Source organism: uncultured Sulfitobacter sp. (assembly GCF_964021855.1).
Classification (GTDB): Bacteria; Pseudomonadota; Alphaproteobacteria; order Rhodobacterales; family Rhodobacteraceae; genus Sulfitobacter.
In genome coordinates this window covers 196,077-210,394 of record NZ_CAXHZD010000003.1, presented here as the reverse complement: position 1 = coordinate 210,394, position 14,318 = coordinate 196,077, and the positions used below count along the sequence as shown (strand labels likewise).

Below are 14,318 nucleotides of genomic sequence, written 5' to 3'. Positions count from 1 at the left end.
TTCGCGGATCGCTGGGGGTTTCACACCCCCAGACCCCCGTGGAGTTTATTTGGCAAAATGAAATTAGGCGGGAAAGGTTAGTGTCATGCCGTCAAAGGCAGGTTGAATATGGTCGGGAGTTTCGGCGGCGAGGGTTTCGTAGTCGAGATCATTGTGCATGTTGGTCAGCACGGCGGTTTGCGGGGCCATCTTTTCGATCCAGCCGAGAGTTTGTTCAAGATGGCTGTGCGTCGGGTGCGGGTCGCGGCGCAGGGCGTCGACGATCCAGCAGGTCAGGTTTTCCAGATGCGGCCAAGCGGCATCGGGGATGCGGGCCACGTCGGGTAAATAGGCGACATCGTTCATCCGAAAGCCGAGCGCGTCGATGCCACCGTGGTTGACCAGAAACGGGGTGAACTTCAGGGGGCCGCCGGGGCCGTCGATTGTCACGTCGCCGTCGATCAGGTTCATGTCGAGGATCGGCGGGTAGGACGACCCTTCGGGCTGGATGAAGACGTAGCCGAAGCGGTCAAGCAGCGCCTCGCGGGTGGGGATGTCGGCCCAGACAGGCAAGCGTTTGCGCATATTGATCACGATCATGCGCAGGTCATCGACGCCGTGCACATGGTCGGCGTGGGAGTGGGTATAGATCACTGCGTCAAGCCGTCCGACATTGGCATCCAAGAGCTGGCTGCGCATGTCGGGGGAGGTGTCGATGAGCACGGATGTGGTGCCCGCATCGGTGATACGCTCAACAAGAATGGAACAGCGGCGGCGTGCGTTTTTGGGATTGGTCGGATCGCAGGCCCCCCATTGCCCGCCAAGGCGTGGCACCCCGCCCGAAGACCCGCATCCCAGAATGGTGATCTTCATCGTTGCCATTATGCCGCCTCTGAGAAGGCCGCGACCTTGGTAAAGAGCCGGTCAAAGTTGGCTTGGGTTTGGGCCGCGAATGTCGCGTAGTCGATGCCAAAAGTTTCAGCCCCGCGCCGCGCCGTATGCGCGGTATAGGCCGGTTCATTCCGTTTGCCACGATGGGGTGGCGGGGCGAGATAGGGGCTGTCGGTTTCGACCAAGATCCGGTCAAGCGGAGCGGCCGCAAAGATGTCACGCAAATCGCTGCTTTTGGGAAAGGCGGTGATGCCGGACATCGACAGATAGAACCCCAGATCAAGGGCGGCCCGGCCCAGTTCGGCGGTGCTGGAGAAGCAATGCATCACGCAAGGATATGCGCCATTGCTGTATTCCTCGCGCAGGATGCGGGCCATGTCGTCATCAGCGTCGCGCGAATGGATGATCAGGGGCAAACCTGTATCGCGGGCCACGGCAATATGGGTGCGCAGGGAGGTTTGCTGAATATCGGCAGAGTCAGCGGTATAGTGGTAATCAAGGCCGGTTTCGCCAATGCCGACCATCTTGGGGTGCTGCGTCAGGGCCATCAGATCATCGTAGCTGGCCATCGGCTCGGAAGCGACGCTCATCGGGTGGGTGCCAGCGGCATAAAAAACCGGCGCGTATTTTTCGGCGATGGCACGCACGGAGGGTTCATTTTGCAGCTTGGTGCAGATGGTGACCATGCGCGTGACGCCAGCCTGTACGGCACGGTCGATCACATCGGGCAGTTCATCCTGAAAATCGGGAAAATCAAGGTGACAATGGCTGTCGGTGATGGGGTAAATGTCGCTCATGCCGGTCCCGTTTGTTGATCATCTGGGTGCGGTTTGACCCATCTTGAACAGGGTATCTAGGACCAGTGCAGCAGGGTCAAGGTTGACGGCCATCCCGTGGCGCGCGCGGGTGCTGATCTCGTGGGCGGCTTCGGCCCATGCGCGGCCTTGGGCGGGGGTGGCCGACAGCCGTGTCAACAAGGCGTGCTCATTCGGCGCGGCCTCGGTTTCTGGGGGCTGGCCTGTGGCACCGGTGCGTGCCAGGCGCAGCATCAGCAGGTCAACCAGCGTGAACAGCAACGACAGTTTTTCTTCGGCACCACGGGCGGCGGCGGCTTCGGCCAAGGCCAGCGCGCGTGACCGGTCAAGTTGGGGCAGGGTGCCCAGAATGCCAACGAGCTCGGCATACATCTTGAGGCCGCCCATCAAGGACAGCCCAAGCGCGCCACCGACAGACCCGCCGGACAGTGCAGCAAGGGCTGCAGGGTCACCTTGGATATCCACATCGGATTGGGCCAGTGCCAACGCCATATCCTCGGGCGACAATGTACCAAGACGCAAGGTACGGCAGCGCGACCGGATGGTGGGCAGCAGGCCTGATGGGCGGTGGCTGATCAGCAGGATAATCGCGCGGGCAGGGGGTTCCTCGAGCATTTTGAGCAGCGCGTTGGCCGCGTTGGGGTTCATCAGGTCAGCGTCATCGATGATCACGACGCGGCGACCGCCATCTGCCGCAGACATCTGGAAAAACCCGTTCAGCTTGCGGATATCATCGACAACGATTTGCTTGCGCAGACGTTTGGTTTTCTCGTCCACCGACCGGGTCACGGATTTCAGCGCCCCTTCGCCGCCCGCAGCAATGCGGTGGGCCACGGGATGATTGGGGTCGATATCAAGGCTGGTTGGCGGTTCGGGGGCGAACATGCCGCCATCATCGGGGTCAGGTGTGGCCAGCAGAAAGTTGGCCAAGCGCCAAGCCAATGTCGCCTTGCCCACGCCACGCGGGCCAGTCAGCAACCAGCCGTGATGCAGTTTGCCGGAATTGAACGCGTCCAAAAATGCGGCTTCTGCATCCGTTTGCCCGAACAGGCGCGGTGTGTCGCGCGGGTGGCGCGTGCCGTCAATGCGGTCTGGTTGGGGGGCGTCATCGCTCATGAAGTGCGTTTACCATGAAATGGGGGCGTTGGAAGAGGGGCGGCGCGCAATTACCGGCATCGGCGTAGGCGTGCAGATGTGCGACTGGGTGCACTTAGCCGATCCGCTTTTGCGTGGCGGCTAGAATATCTTGGGCGACAGAGAGGACCGGTTGCGCGCCATCGATGACGACAAAGCGGTCGCTGAATTCCTGCGCCAAGGACAGAAACCCTTTGCGCATGGCCGCTTGCAGGCTTTCGCCGAAATCCTCGAACCGTTCTTCGACCGTGTTGCGCGATAGCGCGCGCGACAACCCTTCGGCGGGGTCCATGTCGATCAATAGCGTCAGGTCAGGCTCAATACCGATCATCAGATCATGCAATTGGTCAACGGTGGCGCGCAGATCGCCACGGCTAAGCCCCTGATACATCCGCGTGCTGTCGGCAAAGCGGTCGCATATCACGACCTTGCCCGCATCAAGCGCGGGTTGGATTGTCCGTTCCAGATGGTCGCGACGGGCGGCGGTAAACAGCAGGATTTCAGTATGGGCGGACCAGCGATCAGGGTCACCTTGCAACACCAGCGCGCGTATTTCTTCGGCACCGGGGGAACCGCCGGGTTCGCGCGTCAGGATCACATCATGACCGGCGTCCTCAAGCGCTTGTTTCAGCAGCTTGGTTTGCGTGGACTTGCCCGACCCATCGATGCCTTCAAAGCTGATAAAGACGCCCTTAGTGCTCACGAAGCGCCCTCGGGGCCTTCGTTGAGGCGGGTCAAAAGATGTTGTGCTGCGGCCGTTAGTTTGACGAAAAAGCCACCCGGCGCGATTGCTTCTGATGCGACCAGTGGCGCGCGTACTTCAGGCAGGTCGCCGCGGGTCAAGACCAGCTCGCCCACGGGATCGCCCTTTGCAATGGGGGCACGTAAGGGGCCGGTGTAAACCACCTCTGCTTTGAAGTCGGTGCCGCCAGAGACGGGAACCAAGACCGATAAATCATCTGCTAATTCCATACCGACTGTATTCGCCGATCCGATTGCCACGGGGGCCTGCGCGATTTGCGTACCAGCCGCGCCCATGGACCGTTGTGCAAACTGGCGGAAGGCCCAATTTACGATCGCCTCGGATTCCTGCGCCCGTGCAGCGGCCGACTCCAGCCCCGAGATCACGAAAATCACTCGGCGATCCCCCTGCTTGGCGGAGCCGACCAACCCATATCCCGCCTCTTCAGTGTGGCCGGTTTTCAGACCATCCGCGCCAATACCAAGGCCCAGCAGCGGGTTGCGGTTAAATTTATTCTGCGGCGCGCGGCCATCGAACAGGAATTCGCGCTGTGCAAACATCGGATAGTATTGAGGGTAATCCGTGATCAGGCGCATGGCGAGCAGCCCCAGATCGCGCATCGACATGCGTTGCCCGGCGGCAGGCCAGCCATTGGCATTGGCAAATGTCGAACTGGTCATGCCCAATTGCTGGGCGCGGCGGGTCATCAGCCGGGCAAAACCGGCTTCTGTGCCATCGGGGCTTAGGGCTTCGGCAATCACGGCGCAGGCGTCATTGCCCGATAAAACGATGATCCCGCGCAGCAAATCTTCGACGGTGACGCGGTCGGTGGTATCCAGAAACATGGTCGAGCCGCCATAGGACATCGCGTGTTGCGATACAGGCAGCTTTTCGGTCAGGTCCAGCCCGCCATTGCTTTTGCCGCGCTCGATTGCCTCGAACGCCATGTAAAGCGTCATCAGCTTGGACATCGACGCGGGCGGCAAAGGTTCATCTGCGTTTTTGGCCAGCAACACCGTGCCGGTTGTTTGATCGATTACGTAGGCGGCGGTAGCGCTGGTTTCAAAGGCCTGCGCAGGCAAGGACCAAAGAACCAAAGCAAGCGTGGCGGCGAAAATGCGGATCATGTTAAAGCTCCTTTGGCTTGTGGTCAGTTCGACACCGCATAGGCGTCGGAAAACCCTTCGGCTTTGATCGATTTCATCAAGGCAGTCAGCTCTGTCTTGCTTGACGCAGGGCCGACGACCACGCGCCAGAATGCCTTGCCGTTTATCTCGCTGCGCTTGACGGTGGGCAGCATGCCTGCGCTGCGCATCTGGTTGGCCGACCGATTGGCATTTGCCTCAACACTGAAAATCCCGATTTGCACATAGGGTTTCGACAGGCTTGATGCTTTGGCGGGCGCTGGTGCTGGTGCGGGGGCAGGTGCTTCGACCGCTGTTGTCTCAAGTGCGGCAGTGGCAATCGCCTCCACCGGCGCAAGGGGCGTTTCGGTCACCGATGCTGGCGCTTCGACGGTTGTGTCGGGCGCGGAATCCTCGGCCGGTGTGCCGACTTCCTCGCGGCGCAGGGCCGTGACATTCAACGGGGCGGGAGCACCCGCAAGGACACCCAAGGCTGCCGCCGCGTCGGACGACATTTGCAGATTTGGGCCGGGCAGATCGCGTTCACGGCGGAACAATGCGCCGATCACAAATTTGCCGTTGGCCTCGTTGCGGATAATGACGCGTTCGGGGTCGCTGACATCCGGATGTGCGACCCAAACGCCACCAAGGCTGGGCCGGCCATCCCAAAGCCCCTGATCTGTCACCGAAAATACATCGGGCGCTTCGACGTCACGCTCGACAAGCTTGGTCGAGGTAGAGGTTGCTTCCGTCGACGGGCTTTTCTGCCCGAACCCCAATCCATCAACCGCATCACAGCCCGAAAGTGCGGTCAAAATGATGCCCGCAGCGGTGGCCATCAAAAGCGGCCGCGCCTTAGAAAATAATGAAACCTCGTGCCTGTCCATTTTTGCCGTCCTTGCCTGCTGACCGGCGTTTTCGCCGTTATCCATTCGCGCCGTGAAAACGGCATGTTTCATGCCCCATTGCCGGGGTCTTTGGCGCACAGTAGCCTTTGAAACCCGCGCTGAAAAGGCTGAGCCTGCATCATCGGCAAAATTCCCCTCAGATTACGGCGCAGATATCTGCATTTCGAGGTTTGCAGAATCGCCTTCGCCCCTCTATGCGGTCTGTGCTGCGGAGGAGTGGCAGAGTGGTCGAATGCACTGGTCTTGAAAACCAGCGTGCGTGAGAGCGTACCGTGGGTTCGAATCCCACCTCCTCCGCCAACATGCCCTGCAGCCATCCCGATAAGCCGCAAAACACCAAGTTAGTTGTTTTGATCGGCCAGTTCGCCAAAATCGAAATAATCCAGTTTTTCGTTTTCGAGGGCCGTAGTGAAGTCCGGGCTGTGCTGTAAGACCGGAAAGCCGTCTACATAGGTCACCTGTTGCAGCGCGCGTAGGATCAGCGACACGATGCGGTCATCGCTCAGCTCATTCTGGACAAGCTGGGACATGGCGGCGATTGTCCGGTCGTGGATTGCGTCCATTTCGCTTTGCAAAACCCGAGAGGCGTGCTTTTCCAGCCGCTTTGTCGCTGATTTCATCATCATTTCCAGCGATATTGCGTCTAAATCTGCTTTGTCGACGTAATCTTTGCAGCCGTTCTTGATCGCCGAAACGGCAACTTCGTGCGACGCTTCGCCGGTGATCATGATGGTTGCCGCCTGCGCGTTTTTAGGGTGTTGGCTGATAATCTGTATCGCCTGCAGGCCGGTTTCATGGGTCAGGTGATAATCCACAAAGATAACATCATATCTGCGCCGATCGAGCGCGGCGCGCATTTGGTTGAGATCACACGCGGTGTCGACGGATAGACGCAGGCTGGTGCGGCGAAACTGGCGCATAATGTTTTTACAATCAAACGAAGAATCATCGACGATTAGAACCATTAGTTCTTTGTTTCCGGGGGCTAGGATGTCTGTGCCGTCATCACTGCTGCCTTGACCATCATGCATTTGGGCCATCCGTTTGCTCTGCTTGCACCCGCGACGTTGGACGATCTTTGTTAATAGTAAATGACCAGAATACGGTTTTCTTCCAAGTAGATGGATCGACTATTACGGAATTTCTGATGTGGCGCATTAAGAATTCAGAAGGCTCGGTCTGATAGCGTCGACCTGTCGTGGCCAGATTTGGAGAGCTGTTTGTGCTGAATGTGATGTCTCAGGTAGAAGGGCTGCGGATATCGCAGGAGGCGTTTGTCTCCCATTTTGTGCACGATTTGCGGGCGTGTTTACGGGCGGTTGAAACGCTACCTGACTGGATAAAAGAGGATCTGGTCGAGAATTCGGAAAACGTGCCTGAGGAGGTGTATCAGTATCTTACCAGCATCCAAGTGAGCGCACGGCGCGCTGATCGTTTGCTTGCCGATGTGCGGGAGCTTTGCGAGTTGGATGCGGGCGCTGATCCAATTGAGAAGGTGGAGCTGAGCGCGGCGGTCAGGTCATTGTTCGACCGTTATAGTCTTCCCGATGGGTTTGACGTTGAACTGAACATGGCCGAACAGCAATGCGCCTTGCCGCAAGGCAGCTTTGACAAGGTTATGACGGCGCTGTTGGACAACGCGGTCAAACATAATGGGGGGCGAGGCGGTACAATATTCATAACCAACATCAATACGAACGCGGCGCTGTTGGTTGGGGATGACGGGGCAGGCATCGCAGAGGAATATCGCGAAAGTGTTTTTGACCCGTTCGTAACGCTGAAACCACGTGATGTGATAGAGGGGAGCGGGATGGGCCTAACCCTTGCGCGTCGCCGTGTCGAAAGCTGGGGCGGTACCTTGCGTGTGGTAACAGACCCTAGGATTAAGGGGGCCGCATTCGAGGTTGGGTTTAGCACAGCGGGGTAGTCAGTGCCGGCAGCACTCCGGCAATCCGCCTACGCTATGATGCCTTGCAGCCCCACCAGCATTAACCCCTGTCGGCGTCCGGCAGTCTACCCCTTGCTCAATTGCACCCATGCCTGTCTTAGCCCCGCAAGCGATAACTCCTCGCGCGATATTAACTGCGCCTGTTCTGCTTGGGTGGCGAGGGCGGATTTATAAAGCGTGGGTAATACACCATCCCCCGCGATTACCACATTCTGGCCCAGCCAATAGGGGCGGGCCCCTGACAGTTCCAACCCGATCAGCGATCCCATCAGGCGCGACCAGCCGAGGTTTTCGGGTAACCCGCTTATCGCTGCATCAGCCGAGATTTGCGCCAATGTGGCGGCAAAGGTTTGCGGCCTTGCCATCACGTCATCGACGGCTTGGGCAAACGCAGCCTCGTCCAGTGGCCCTTGGCCCGCGTAATCAGACAGTGGTGGATTGGATGTCAGCGTATTGGCAAGAACCGGCGTCAGATAGCTTTGGAAGCTCACGACCTCGCCCGCGCTGATATGCGACCAATGTGATTGTGATGCGACCGTGCAGATGACGCCGTCAAAATCAGGATCTTGGGCGAGCATCCCGCCGATTGCCGTCTCGCAGCCCAACATCAGATCGGCCGGTTTGGCCTGACGTAATCCGGGCACGACGTGCAAAACCACCCGAGGGTCAGGCGTATCCATCTGAAAGCTGCCCGCCATTGGGGCGGCAGGCACTGCGCGGTACATATCTGCGGGCATTCCGGGCAACCCTGCGCATAGCACAGGGGTCGGTGCAAGTGTCGTCAAATAGGGCGATAGAAAATCTGCCAAGCCGTCGGGCGACAGGTCCGTGGGCGCGGCATGTTTGGCGATCACTTCGCCGCTCGCGCCGATCACCGTGACAACCGGATACTCGGTGCCCCATGTGAGGCCAATCCATTCTGTACTGCGCATCTTGGAATACCTTTTTTGAGGGGCGTGGGCGAGGGTTGGCGCGTGGCTAGCAATCGAACGGCGGTCCCGCAAGCCCGGGCGTGCTGCCTTTGGCCCGATAGAACCCCGTGGGCCAGAAATCGGGTTGCATCATTGGGCATGTTAGCGCTCTAATGCGCCATCAATTATAACAACACAGGGAGCTACCCGAAATGAAAATTCTCGCCACCACGACCGCTCTTACGCTTAGCCTTGCCACCAGCCTGTCCGCTGCTGGCTGTGATGAGGTTACGTTTTCAGATGTAGGTTGGACAGACATTACAGCGACGACTGCGGCAACCACGGTTGTTTTGCAGGCGCTGGGCTATGAAACCGACATCAAAATTCTTTCGGTTCCGGTGACATATACCGCGATGGCCGCAGGGGATGTTGACGTGTTCCTGGGCAACTGGATGCCCACCATGGAAGCCGACATCGCGCCCTACCGCGAAGCGGGCACCGTGGATACCGTGCGTGCCAACCTGAACGGCGCGAAATATACGTTGGCCGTGAACAAAGCCGCCGCTGACATGGGCATCACGACATTTGCCGATATCGCGGCGAACGCCGACGCGCTGGATGCGACGATCTATGGCATCGAGCCGGGCAATGACGGCAACCGTTTGATCCAGTCGATGATCGACGACAACGCGTTTGATCTCAAAGACTTTGAGGTCAAGGAATCGTCCGAGCAGGGCATGTTGGCGCAGGTCAAGCGCGCCACAGGCAAGGGCGAGCCCGTTGTATTCTTGGGTTGGGAGCCACACCCCATGAACGCCAACTTCGATCTGACCTATCTTGAAGGCGGCGATGATTTCTTTGGTCCGAACTTGGGCGGTGCGTCGGTCTTTACCAACACCCGCGCTGGCTATGTTGAGGAATGCCCGAATGTTGGCAAACTGCTGAACAACATGGAATTCACGCTGGCCATGGAAAACGAAATCATGGGTGCCATTCTGGATGACGGCGAAGAGCCCGCAGATGCGGCGACCGCTTGGATCAAGGCAAACCCCGGCGTGCTGGACACGTGGCTGGCAGGCGTGACCACCCAAGACGGTGGCGACGCGATGGCAGCTGCAAAGACAATCGTCGAGTAATGACCCCTTAACGATCAAAAGGGCCTGCCATCGGGCGGGCCCTTTTCTGCATTAAAACAACCCTTTCGCGGAGACCCCAATGAACTGGCTCACCGACAATAAAATTCCGATCGATGACGCCGCCGAGGCGGTATTTGACTGGCTGTTGATCCACGCAGGGTGGTTGTTCGACGGGCTATCTGTCGCGATGGAGTGGTTGATTGACGCCATTCTGTGGGTGCTGCAAACGCCGCATCCGTTGATCATCATCGCCGCATTTGCGGCCGTGACCTGGGCGATCCAACGCAATTGGAAAACGCCGCTGATGATCGTTTTGGGGTTCTTGTTTATCCTGAACCAAGATTATTGGGAGGAAACCACAGAAAGCCTGACCTTGGTTTTGTCGGCCTGTGTGGTCTGTATGGGTGTGGGCGTGCCAATTGGTATCGCCGCCGCACACCGCCCCAAGCTCTATCGGTACATGGCCCCGGTGTTGGACTTGATGCAAACGCTGCCGACATTTGTTTACCTTATTCCCGCGATTGTATTTTTCGGGATCGGCATGGTGCCGGGCCTGATCGCCACAGTGATTTTCGTGCTGCCCGCACCGATCCGCCTGACGCAATTGGGCATCGCATCCACGCCCAAACCGCTGCTTGAGGCGGCGCAGGCCTTTGGCGCAAAGCCCAGCCAGACATTGTTTAAAATCGAATTGCCCTATGCGTTGCCGCAGATCATGACGGGGTTGAACCAGACCATCATGCTGTCCCTGTCCATGGTCGTGATTGCGGCCCTCGTGGGCGCGGATGGCTTGGGCGTGCCGGTTGTGCGGGCGCTGAACTCGGTCAACACGGGGCTTGGGTTTGAATCCGGGCTGATTATCGTGGTCGTGGCAATTATGCTGGACCGTATGCTGCGGGTGACACGGAAATGAGCGCTGATATGAAAACCACCCCTCAAAATGCTGTCGAATTCGACAACGTATCCATCGTGTTTGGCGACCGCCCTGAAAAGGCATTGCCGCTGATGGACGCAGGTCAGGACCGCGCCGAGATCGAGGTCGCCACCGGCCAAGTTCTGGGCGTTCACAACTGTTCGTTGGACGTGAAAGCGGGCGAAATTCTGGTGTTGATGGGGCTTTCCGGTTCCGGAAAATCAACGCTGCTGCGTGCGGTGAACGGGTTAAACCCGATGGCGCGCGGCACGGTGCGGGTCAACGATGGCGACTGGTCCTGCGATATTGCAGAAAGCTCCGCCGCCGAGTTGCGCCGCGTGCGCCGTGAATGCGTGTCGATGGTGTTTCAGCAATTCGGGCTGCTGCCATGGCGTTCTGTGCGTGACAACGTGGCGTTGGGGCTGGAACTGGCCGATGTGCCCAAGGCCGAACGGCTGGAAAGGGCAGACAAACAACTGGCGCTTGTGGGGCTTTCCGATTGGGCGGATCGCAAGGTCGGTGATCTGTCGGGCGGTATGCAGCAGCGCGTGGGGCTTGCCCGCGCCTTTGCGACCGAAGCCCCGATCCTGCTGATGGACGAGCCGTTTTCCGCGCTCGATCCGCTGATCCGCACGAGGCTGCAAGACGAGCTGCTGGACCTGCAACGCGAGTTGAAACGCACCATCATCTTTGTCAGTCACGATCTGGACGAGGCGTTCAAGCTGGGCGGCCGCATCGCGATCATGGAAGGCGGACGTATCGTGCAATGCGGCACCCCGCGCGAGATTTTCTCGAACCCTGCGTCGCCTTATGTCGCTGAATTCGTTGCCAATATGAACCCGTTAGGCGTGCTGACGGCGCGCGATGTGATGGGGCCAGTGGTCGGGGATGATGCCACCTCGGTGGCCGCTGAAACGCCCGTGGACGATCTGATCCATCAGCTGGACGACAAGGTGGGTGAAATCGCGGTCGAGGAAAACGGTGAAACCATCGGCACGGTGACGGCGGCAAGCATCATCGAAAGACTGCAAACGCGCTGATCTGCACAAGGCAGGCTTCATTCCCTATCCTGCGAGGTCGTTGTGCTATCGCAACGGCGCGATGCGCGATCTAATCGCCTTTACTGCGTCCGTGGTTTATCACGGCGGGGTCAACCCGACCGTTGGCGTTTACGGGATCGAAGGGTCCAAACCCGGTGCCGTGGCGGATGGCTGGAACACGGATATCGCGCTGGCGAACGAACCCCATCGAAGAGAATAAAGAGGTGCAGCTTGCCACGGCCTCGCGCGATGAAATTATCGCCGCGTCCCGGACCGCGGTCGAGAACGCGTTCCAAGGGTTCCCCAAGCAAAGCCCGGATGCCGCGCTTTTCTTCTCTTGTGCGGGGCGACGGGCCGCTTTGGGCACGCGCACCAAAGAGGAATACGAAAGCTTTGAAGCCATCATTGGCGGCGCATTCCCAACAGCCGGTTTCTATACCTACGGCGAGATTGGGCCAGCAGGCAGTCAAGGCAAGGCTGAACAACACACCAATGCGTTTCTTGCTGTTTTGTTGGGGGCCGCGCCCGCGGTTTGATCAACATTTATGACATCGGAAACAGCACACCGAAAAGGGTCTGACCTGGATAAACAGCTGCGGCGATTGGAAAAGCGGCTTGAAAAATCCGATCTGCGCCGGGTCGAGCTTGAGGATCTGATGGACGCCTCGCATGCGTTCCAGCGCCGTGTGATCGCGGATATCGAAGATCAGAAATCCCAGATCGAACAGCTGTATAAATCGCTTGAGGCTGAAAAAGACCGCACAGAACAATTGTTGCGGTCGATCATGCCCGAAGCCATCGCCGAAGAGCTTAAGGCCAACGGCAAGGTGCGCCCGCGTCATATCTCTTCGGCGACAGTGATGTTCACGGATTTCGTTGATTTCACCAAAAGCACCGAACAGATGAACCCTATTGATCTGGTGCGTATGTTGGACCGTTATTATGGTGCGTTTGACGAAATTGTGGCCAAGCATGGCGTCGAAAAGGTTAAGACCATCGGTGACGCCTATATGACGGTCGCAGGCGACTTGAACGGGGCAGGGCACCTAGACCATGTCGCCGCCACCTGCGCCGCCGCGACCGAGATTATGGCCTATGTCCAACACAACCTTGACTACACGGCCCAAGACGAGGTCGCGGGCTGGGGCCTGCGGATCGGCATTCACACCGGCCCGATCTCTAGCGGTGTGGTCGGAACCAAAACGCTAAGCTTTGATATCTGGGGCGATACGGTCAATACCGCCGCACGGATGGTCAGCGCCTGCGACGAGAATACCGTTTTGCTGTCGGCAGACACCGCCGCGCTGGTCAAACCCCGCGAAAGGGTGGTCGAGCGCGGCGATATCGAGGCAAAGGGCAAAGGCACCTTGCAAGTGTACCGTTTGCTTACTCCATAAAGATCGGATGAACCGGTTCCAGCTGGCTGCCCGGTTTGAACTTTTGGTTGATGGACGCTCATCCGTTGGGTCCCAGTGGATCATGTCGCGCAGATAGAAATCAACCTTCTCGGCCACCTTGTTACGGCATGATCATCCGCACGTTGGGGATCTGCTGGATGCGCAATACGTCTTGGTCGTAGTTCTCTGTCATTTCTTCGACCAGCTCATCGGTCCAGCCCGGCATGTCCAGCTCTTCTTCGATTGCGTCTTCCATGGCGAATTTGCTCAGGAATGCCGCAATCACCTTTTGCTCCTGCGACCCTGAAATCTCGGGGTGCGCGGCGATATAGGTGCGAAAGCGTTTCATGCCTTCGACTGTCATGATCGTTTCCAGTAGGTCAAATTCGTTCTTCAGCTTTGCGTTCTTGGGCAGGCCTGCGATTTCGCGCATGATGGTGCCCCAGATCAGCGGCGCATCCTCGTTGCACCAAACGGTGACGGCAATTTCCGGCGCAGAATCGTGCAACAGCTCCAAGGTTTCCGACCAGCACACATCGGCCTGATCCTTGTTGCCCCAGAAATGCGCGTCGGAATTATCCGCTGACACACCGTGCAATATCGGCAACAAAGTCGCCGGATTGCGGATACCCAAGAACAGCTCGATCTCGTCATCGGGAAACAGCTGCACAATACGCATCATGCGCACCGGTGCCGCCGGATAAAGCATCCCCTCGACCATGGCCGTGGCGGGCGTGCGGAAAAAGTTGGGGTCCGACAAAACCACGCGTTTCGCGTCGGCATCATCCAGAATCGCATCCAGCAATACGTCACGCGCGCCCTCGGCCACGGTGGATTTATACATCGCATTCAACGTGTCGCGAAACAGCCCGCGATAGGTGCTTGGCCCCGGTACAACGGTCCCGTCTTTGGCCAGCCGGTCGGTGTTAGCCAGCAGGCTTTTCAGTAAACGCTCTTCTTCGGTGTAATGAGCACCTGCGTGTAAAACCAACTGCATGGATATCCAGCTCAACTTCTATCGTGTGACCAAGGCAATAGCCGTTCTTGCCCGATCTGTAAAACTGCAAAATATCTGCTATTTCCCCTCTTGCGCCCCCCCGAGCAATCTTCTAAACGAACGCCCAGTGCCCCTATAGCTCAGCTGGTAGAGCAATTGATTTGTAATCAATAGGTCCGCGGTTCGAGTCCGTGTGGGGGCACCATTTCAGCAAGAATTAAAGATATACGCAAGTCATGGCCGTGTGCATGCTGCTCAAGTATTTTTTTGACATACCAGCCGGGTGGAAATGCCCTTGAGTGTGGCAGCTAAACACCTCTCGGGTCAGAAATATTCCAGTTCAGCGTTTCGAAACCCCAAATTCCCCCTCCACACACACACTT

16 protein-coding genes and 2 tRNA genes are annotated in these 14,318 nt (G+C 58.2%); 9 read left to right on the top strand and 9 right to left on the bottom strand.

Features of this window, described 5'->3' with window-relative positions; all coding sequences use genetic code 11:
- Positions 1–63: 63 nt before the first annotated feature.
- From AADJ11_RS11620 to AADJ11_RS11595, 6 genes are all read right to left on the bottom strand, one after another.
- Positions 64–861: an MBL fold metallo-hydrolase gene (locus AADJ11_RS11620; RefSeq protein ID WP_341234680.1), complete on the bottom strand. Its 798-nt coding sequence runs from the start codon at positions 859–861 to the stop codon at positions 64–66.
- Entirely contained in the window at positions 861–1,667 is an 807-nt protein-coding gene (locus tag AADJ11_RS11615; protein WP_341234679.1) for a TatD family hydrolase, read from the bottom strand. The genes AADJ11_RS11620 and AADJ11_RS11615 overlap by 1 nt, the downstream gene beginning before the upstream one ends.
- Positions 1,668–1,685: 18 nt before the next feature.
- Positions 1,686–2,801, bottom strand: coding sequence for a DNA polymerase III subunit delta' (locus AADJ11_RS11610; RefSeq protein WP_341234678.1), 1,116 nt, complete (start codon positions 2,799–2,801; stop codon positions 1,686–1,688).
- A gap of 94 nt (positions 2,802–2,895) precedes the next feature.
- Positions 2,896–3,522 carry a dTMP kinase gene (tmk, locus tag AADJ11_RS11605; protein WP_341234677.1) on the bottom strand — a complete coding sequence of 209 codons (627 nt, stop codon included), beginning with the start codon at positions 3,520–3,522 and terminating at the stop codon, positions 2,896–2,898.
- Complete coding sequence (locus tag AADJ11_RS11600; protein ID WP_341234676.1) at positions 3,519–4,688, bottom strand: D-alanyl-D-alanine carboxypeptidase family protein; 1,170 nt, start codon at positions 4,686–4,688, stop codon at positions 3,519–3,521. Before AADJ11_RS11600 ends, tmk begins: the two co-directional genes overlap by 4 nt.
- A gap of 23 nt (positions 4,689–4,711) precedes the next feature.
- A complete protein-coding gene (locus tag AADJ11_RS11595) occupies positions 4,712–5,572 on the bottom strand; it encodes an SPOR domain-containing protein (RefSeq protein WP_341234675.1) in 861 nt (286 codons plus the stop codon).
- Between the two features lie 231 nt (positions 5,573–5,803).
- Here AADJ11_RS11595 and AADJ11_RS11590 point away from each other — a divergent pair.
- Positions 5,804–5,893: transfer RNA gene (locus AADJ11_RS11590), tRNA-Ser, on the top strand.
- A 41-nt stretch (positions 5,894–5,934) separates the two neighbouring features.
- Here the strand turns inward: AADJ11_RS11590 and AADJ11_RS11585 are convergent.
- The gene (locus tag AADJ11_RS11585; protein WP_341234674.1) at positions 5,935–6,624 is read right to left on the bottom strand and encodes a response regulator; all 690 of its coding nucleotides are present in this window, start codon (positions 6,622–6,624) and stop codon (positions 5,935–5,937) included.
- Positions 6,625–6,791: 167 nt separating this feature from the next.
- On the opposite strand from AADJ11_RS11585, the gene AADJ11_RS11580 reads away from it, so the two are divergent.
- Complete coding sequence (locus tag AADJ11_RS11580; protein WP_341234673.1) at positions 6,792–7,520, top strand: HAMP domain-containing sensor histidine kinase; 729 nt, start codon at positions 6,792–6,794, stop codon at positions 7,518–7,520.
- 86 nt (positions 7,521–7,606) lie between these two features.
- Here the strand turns inward: AADJ11_RS11580 and AADJ11_RS11575 are convergent, their stop codons facing one another.
- Positions 7,607–8,473 (bottom strand): 2-dehydro-3-deoxygalactonokinase, encoded by an 867-nt coding sequence (locus tag AADJ11_RS11575; RefSeq protein ID WP_341234672.1) that lies wholly within the window; start codon positions 8,471–8,473, stop codon positions 7,607–7,609.
- A gap of 191 nt (positions 8,474–8,664) precedes the next feature.
- On the opposite strand from AADJ11_RS11575, the gene AADJ11_RS11570 reads away from it, so the two are divergent.
- From AADJ11_RS11570 to AADJ11_RS11545, 6 genes are all read left to right on the top strand, one after another.
- Entirely contained in the window at positions 8,665–9,588 is a 924-nt protein-coding gene (locus AADJ11_RS11570; protein ID WP_341234671.1) for a choline ABC transporter substrate-binding protein, read from the top strand.
- A 79-nt stretch (positions 9,589–9,667) separates the two neighbouring features.
- Positions 9,668–10,501, top strand: a complete 834-nt coding sequence (gene choW, locus AADJ11_RS11565) for a choline ABC transporter permease subunit (protein ID WP_341234670.1) — start codon at positions 9,668–9,670, stop codon at positions 10,499–10,501.
- Positions 10,502–10,509: 8 nt separating this feature from the next.
- Complete coding sequence (choV, locus tag AADJ11_RS11560; RefSeq protein WP_341234669.1) at positions 10,510–11,541, top strand: choline ABC transporter ATP-binding protein; 1,032 nt, start codon at positions 10,510–10,512, stop codon at positions 11,539–11,541.
- Between the two features lie 61 nt (positions 11,542–11,602).
- A complete protein-coding gene (locus tag AADJ11_RS11555) occupies positions 11,603–11,761 on the top strand; it encodes a hypothetical protein (protein WP_341234668.1) in 159 nt (52 codons plus the stop codon).
- Between the two features lie 4 nt (positions 11,762–11,765).
- Positions 11,766–12,077, top strand: a complete 312-nt coding sequence (locus AADJ11_RS11550; protein WP_341234667.1) for an FIST C-terminal domain-containing protein — start codon at positions 11,766–11,768, stop codon at positions 12,075–12,077.
- Positions 12,078–12,086: 9 nt separating this feature from the next.
- Entirely contained in the window at positions 12,087–12,938 is an 852-nt protein-coding gene (locus AADJ11_RS11545; RefSeq protein WP_341234666.1) for an adenylate/guanylate cyclase domain-containing protein, read from the top strand.
- A gap of 121 nt (positions 12,939–13,059) precedes the next feature.
- Here AADJ11_RS11545 and AADJ11_RS11540 read toward each other — a convergent pair whose 3' ends face one another.
- Positions 13,060–13,935: a hypothetical protein gene (locus AADJ11_RS11540; RefSeq protein WP_341234665.1), complete on the bottom strand. Its 876-nt coding sequence runs from the start codon at positions 13,933–13,935 to the stop codon at positions 13,060–13,062.
- A gap of 129 nt (positions 13,936–14,064) precedes the next feature.
- Here AADJ11_RS11540 and AADJ11_RS11535 point away from each other — a divergent pair.
- Positions 14,065–14,140: transfer RNA gene (locus AADJ11_RS11535), tRNA-Thr, on the top strand.
- Positions 14,141–14,318: the final 178 nt, after the last annotated feature.

Bases quoted from the DNA above. Each gene is read 5' to 3' on its own strand.
- AADJ11_RS11620 (WP_341234680.1), bottom strand. From the start codon at position 861: ATGGCAACGATGAAGATCACCATTCTGGGATGCGGGTCTTCGGGCGGG.
- AADJ11_RS11615 (WP_341234679.1), bottom strand. From the start codon at position 1,667: ATGAGCGACATTTACCCCATCACCGACAGCCATTGTCACCTTGATTTT.
- AADJ11_RS11610 (WP_341234678.1), bottom strand. From the start codon at position 2,801: ATGAGCGATGACGCCCCCCAACCAGACCGCATTGACGGCACGCGCCAC.
- AADJ11_RS11600 (WP_341234676.1), bottom strand. From the start codon at position 4,688: ATGATCCGCATTTTCGCCGCCACGCTTGCTTTGGTTCTTTGGTCCTTG.
- AADJ11_RS11595 (WP_341234675.1), bottom strand. From the start codon at position 5,572: ATGGACAGGCACGAGGTTTCATTATTTTCTAAGGCGCGGCCGCTTTTG.
- AADJ11_RS11585 (WP_341234674.1), bottom strand. From the start codon at position 6,624: ATGCATGATGGTCAAGGCAGCAGTGATGACGGCACAGACATCCTAGCC.
- AADJ11_RS11575 (WP_341234672.1), bottom strand. From the start codon at position 8,473: ATGCGCAGTACAGAATGGATTGGCCTCACATGGGGCACCGAGTATCCG.
- AADJ11_RS11570 (WP_341234671.1), top strand. From the start codon at position 8,665: ATGAAAATTCTCGCCACCACGACCGCTCTTACGCTTAGCCTTGCCACC.
- choW (WP_341234670.1), top strand. From the start codon at position 9,668: ATGAACTGGCTCACCGACAATAAAATTCCGATCGATGACGCCGCCGAG.
- choV (WP_341234669.1), top strand. From the start codon at position 10,510: ATGAAAACCACCCCTCAAAATGCTGTCGAATTCGACAACGTATCCATC.
- AADJ11_RS11555 (WP_341234668.1), top strand. From the start codon at position 11,603: ATGCGCGATCTAATCGCCTTTACTGCGTCCGTGGTTTATCACGGCGGG.
- AADJ11_RS11545 (WP_341234666.1), top strand. From the start codon at position 12,087: ATGACATCGGAAACAGCACACCGAAAAGGGTCTGACCTGGATAAACAG.
- AADJ11_RS11540 (WP_341234665.1), bottom strand. From the start codon at position 13,935: ATGCAGTTGGTTTTACACGCAGGTGCTCATTACACCGAAGAAGAGCGT.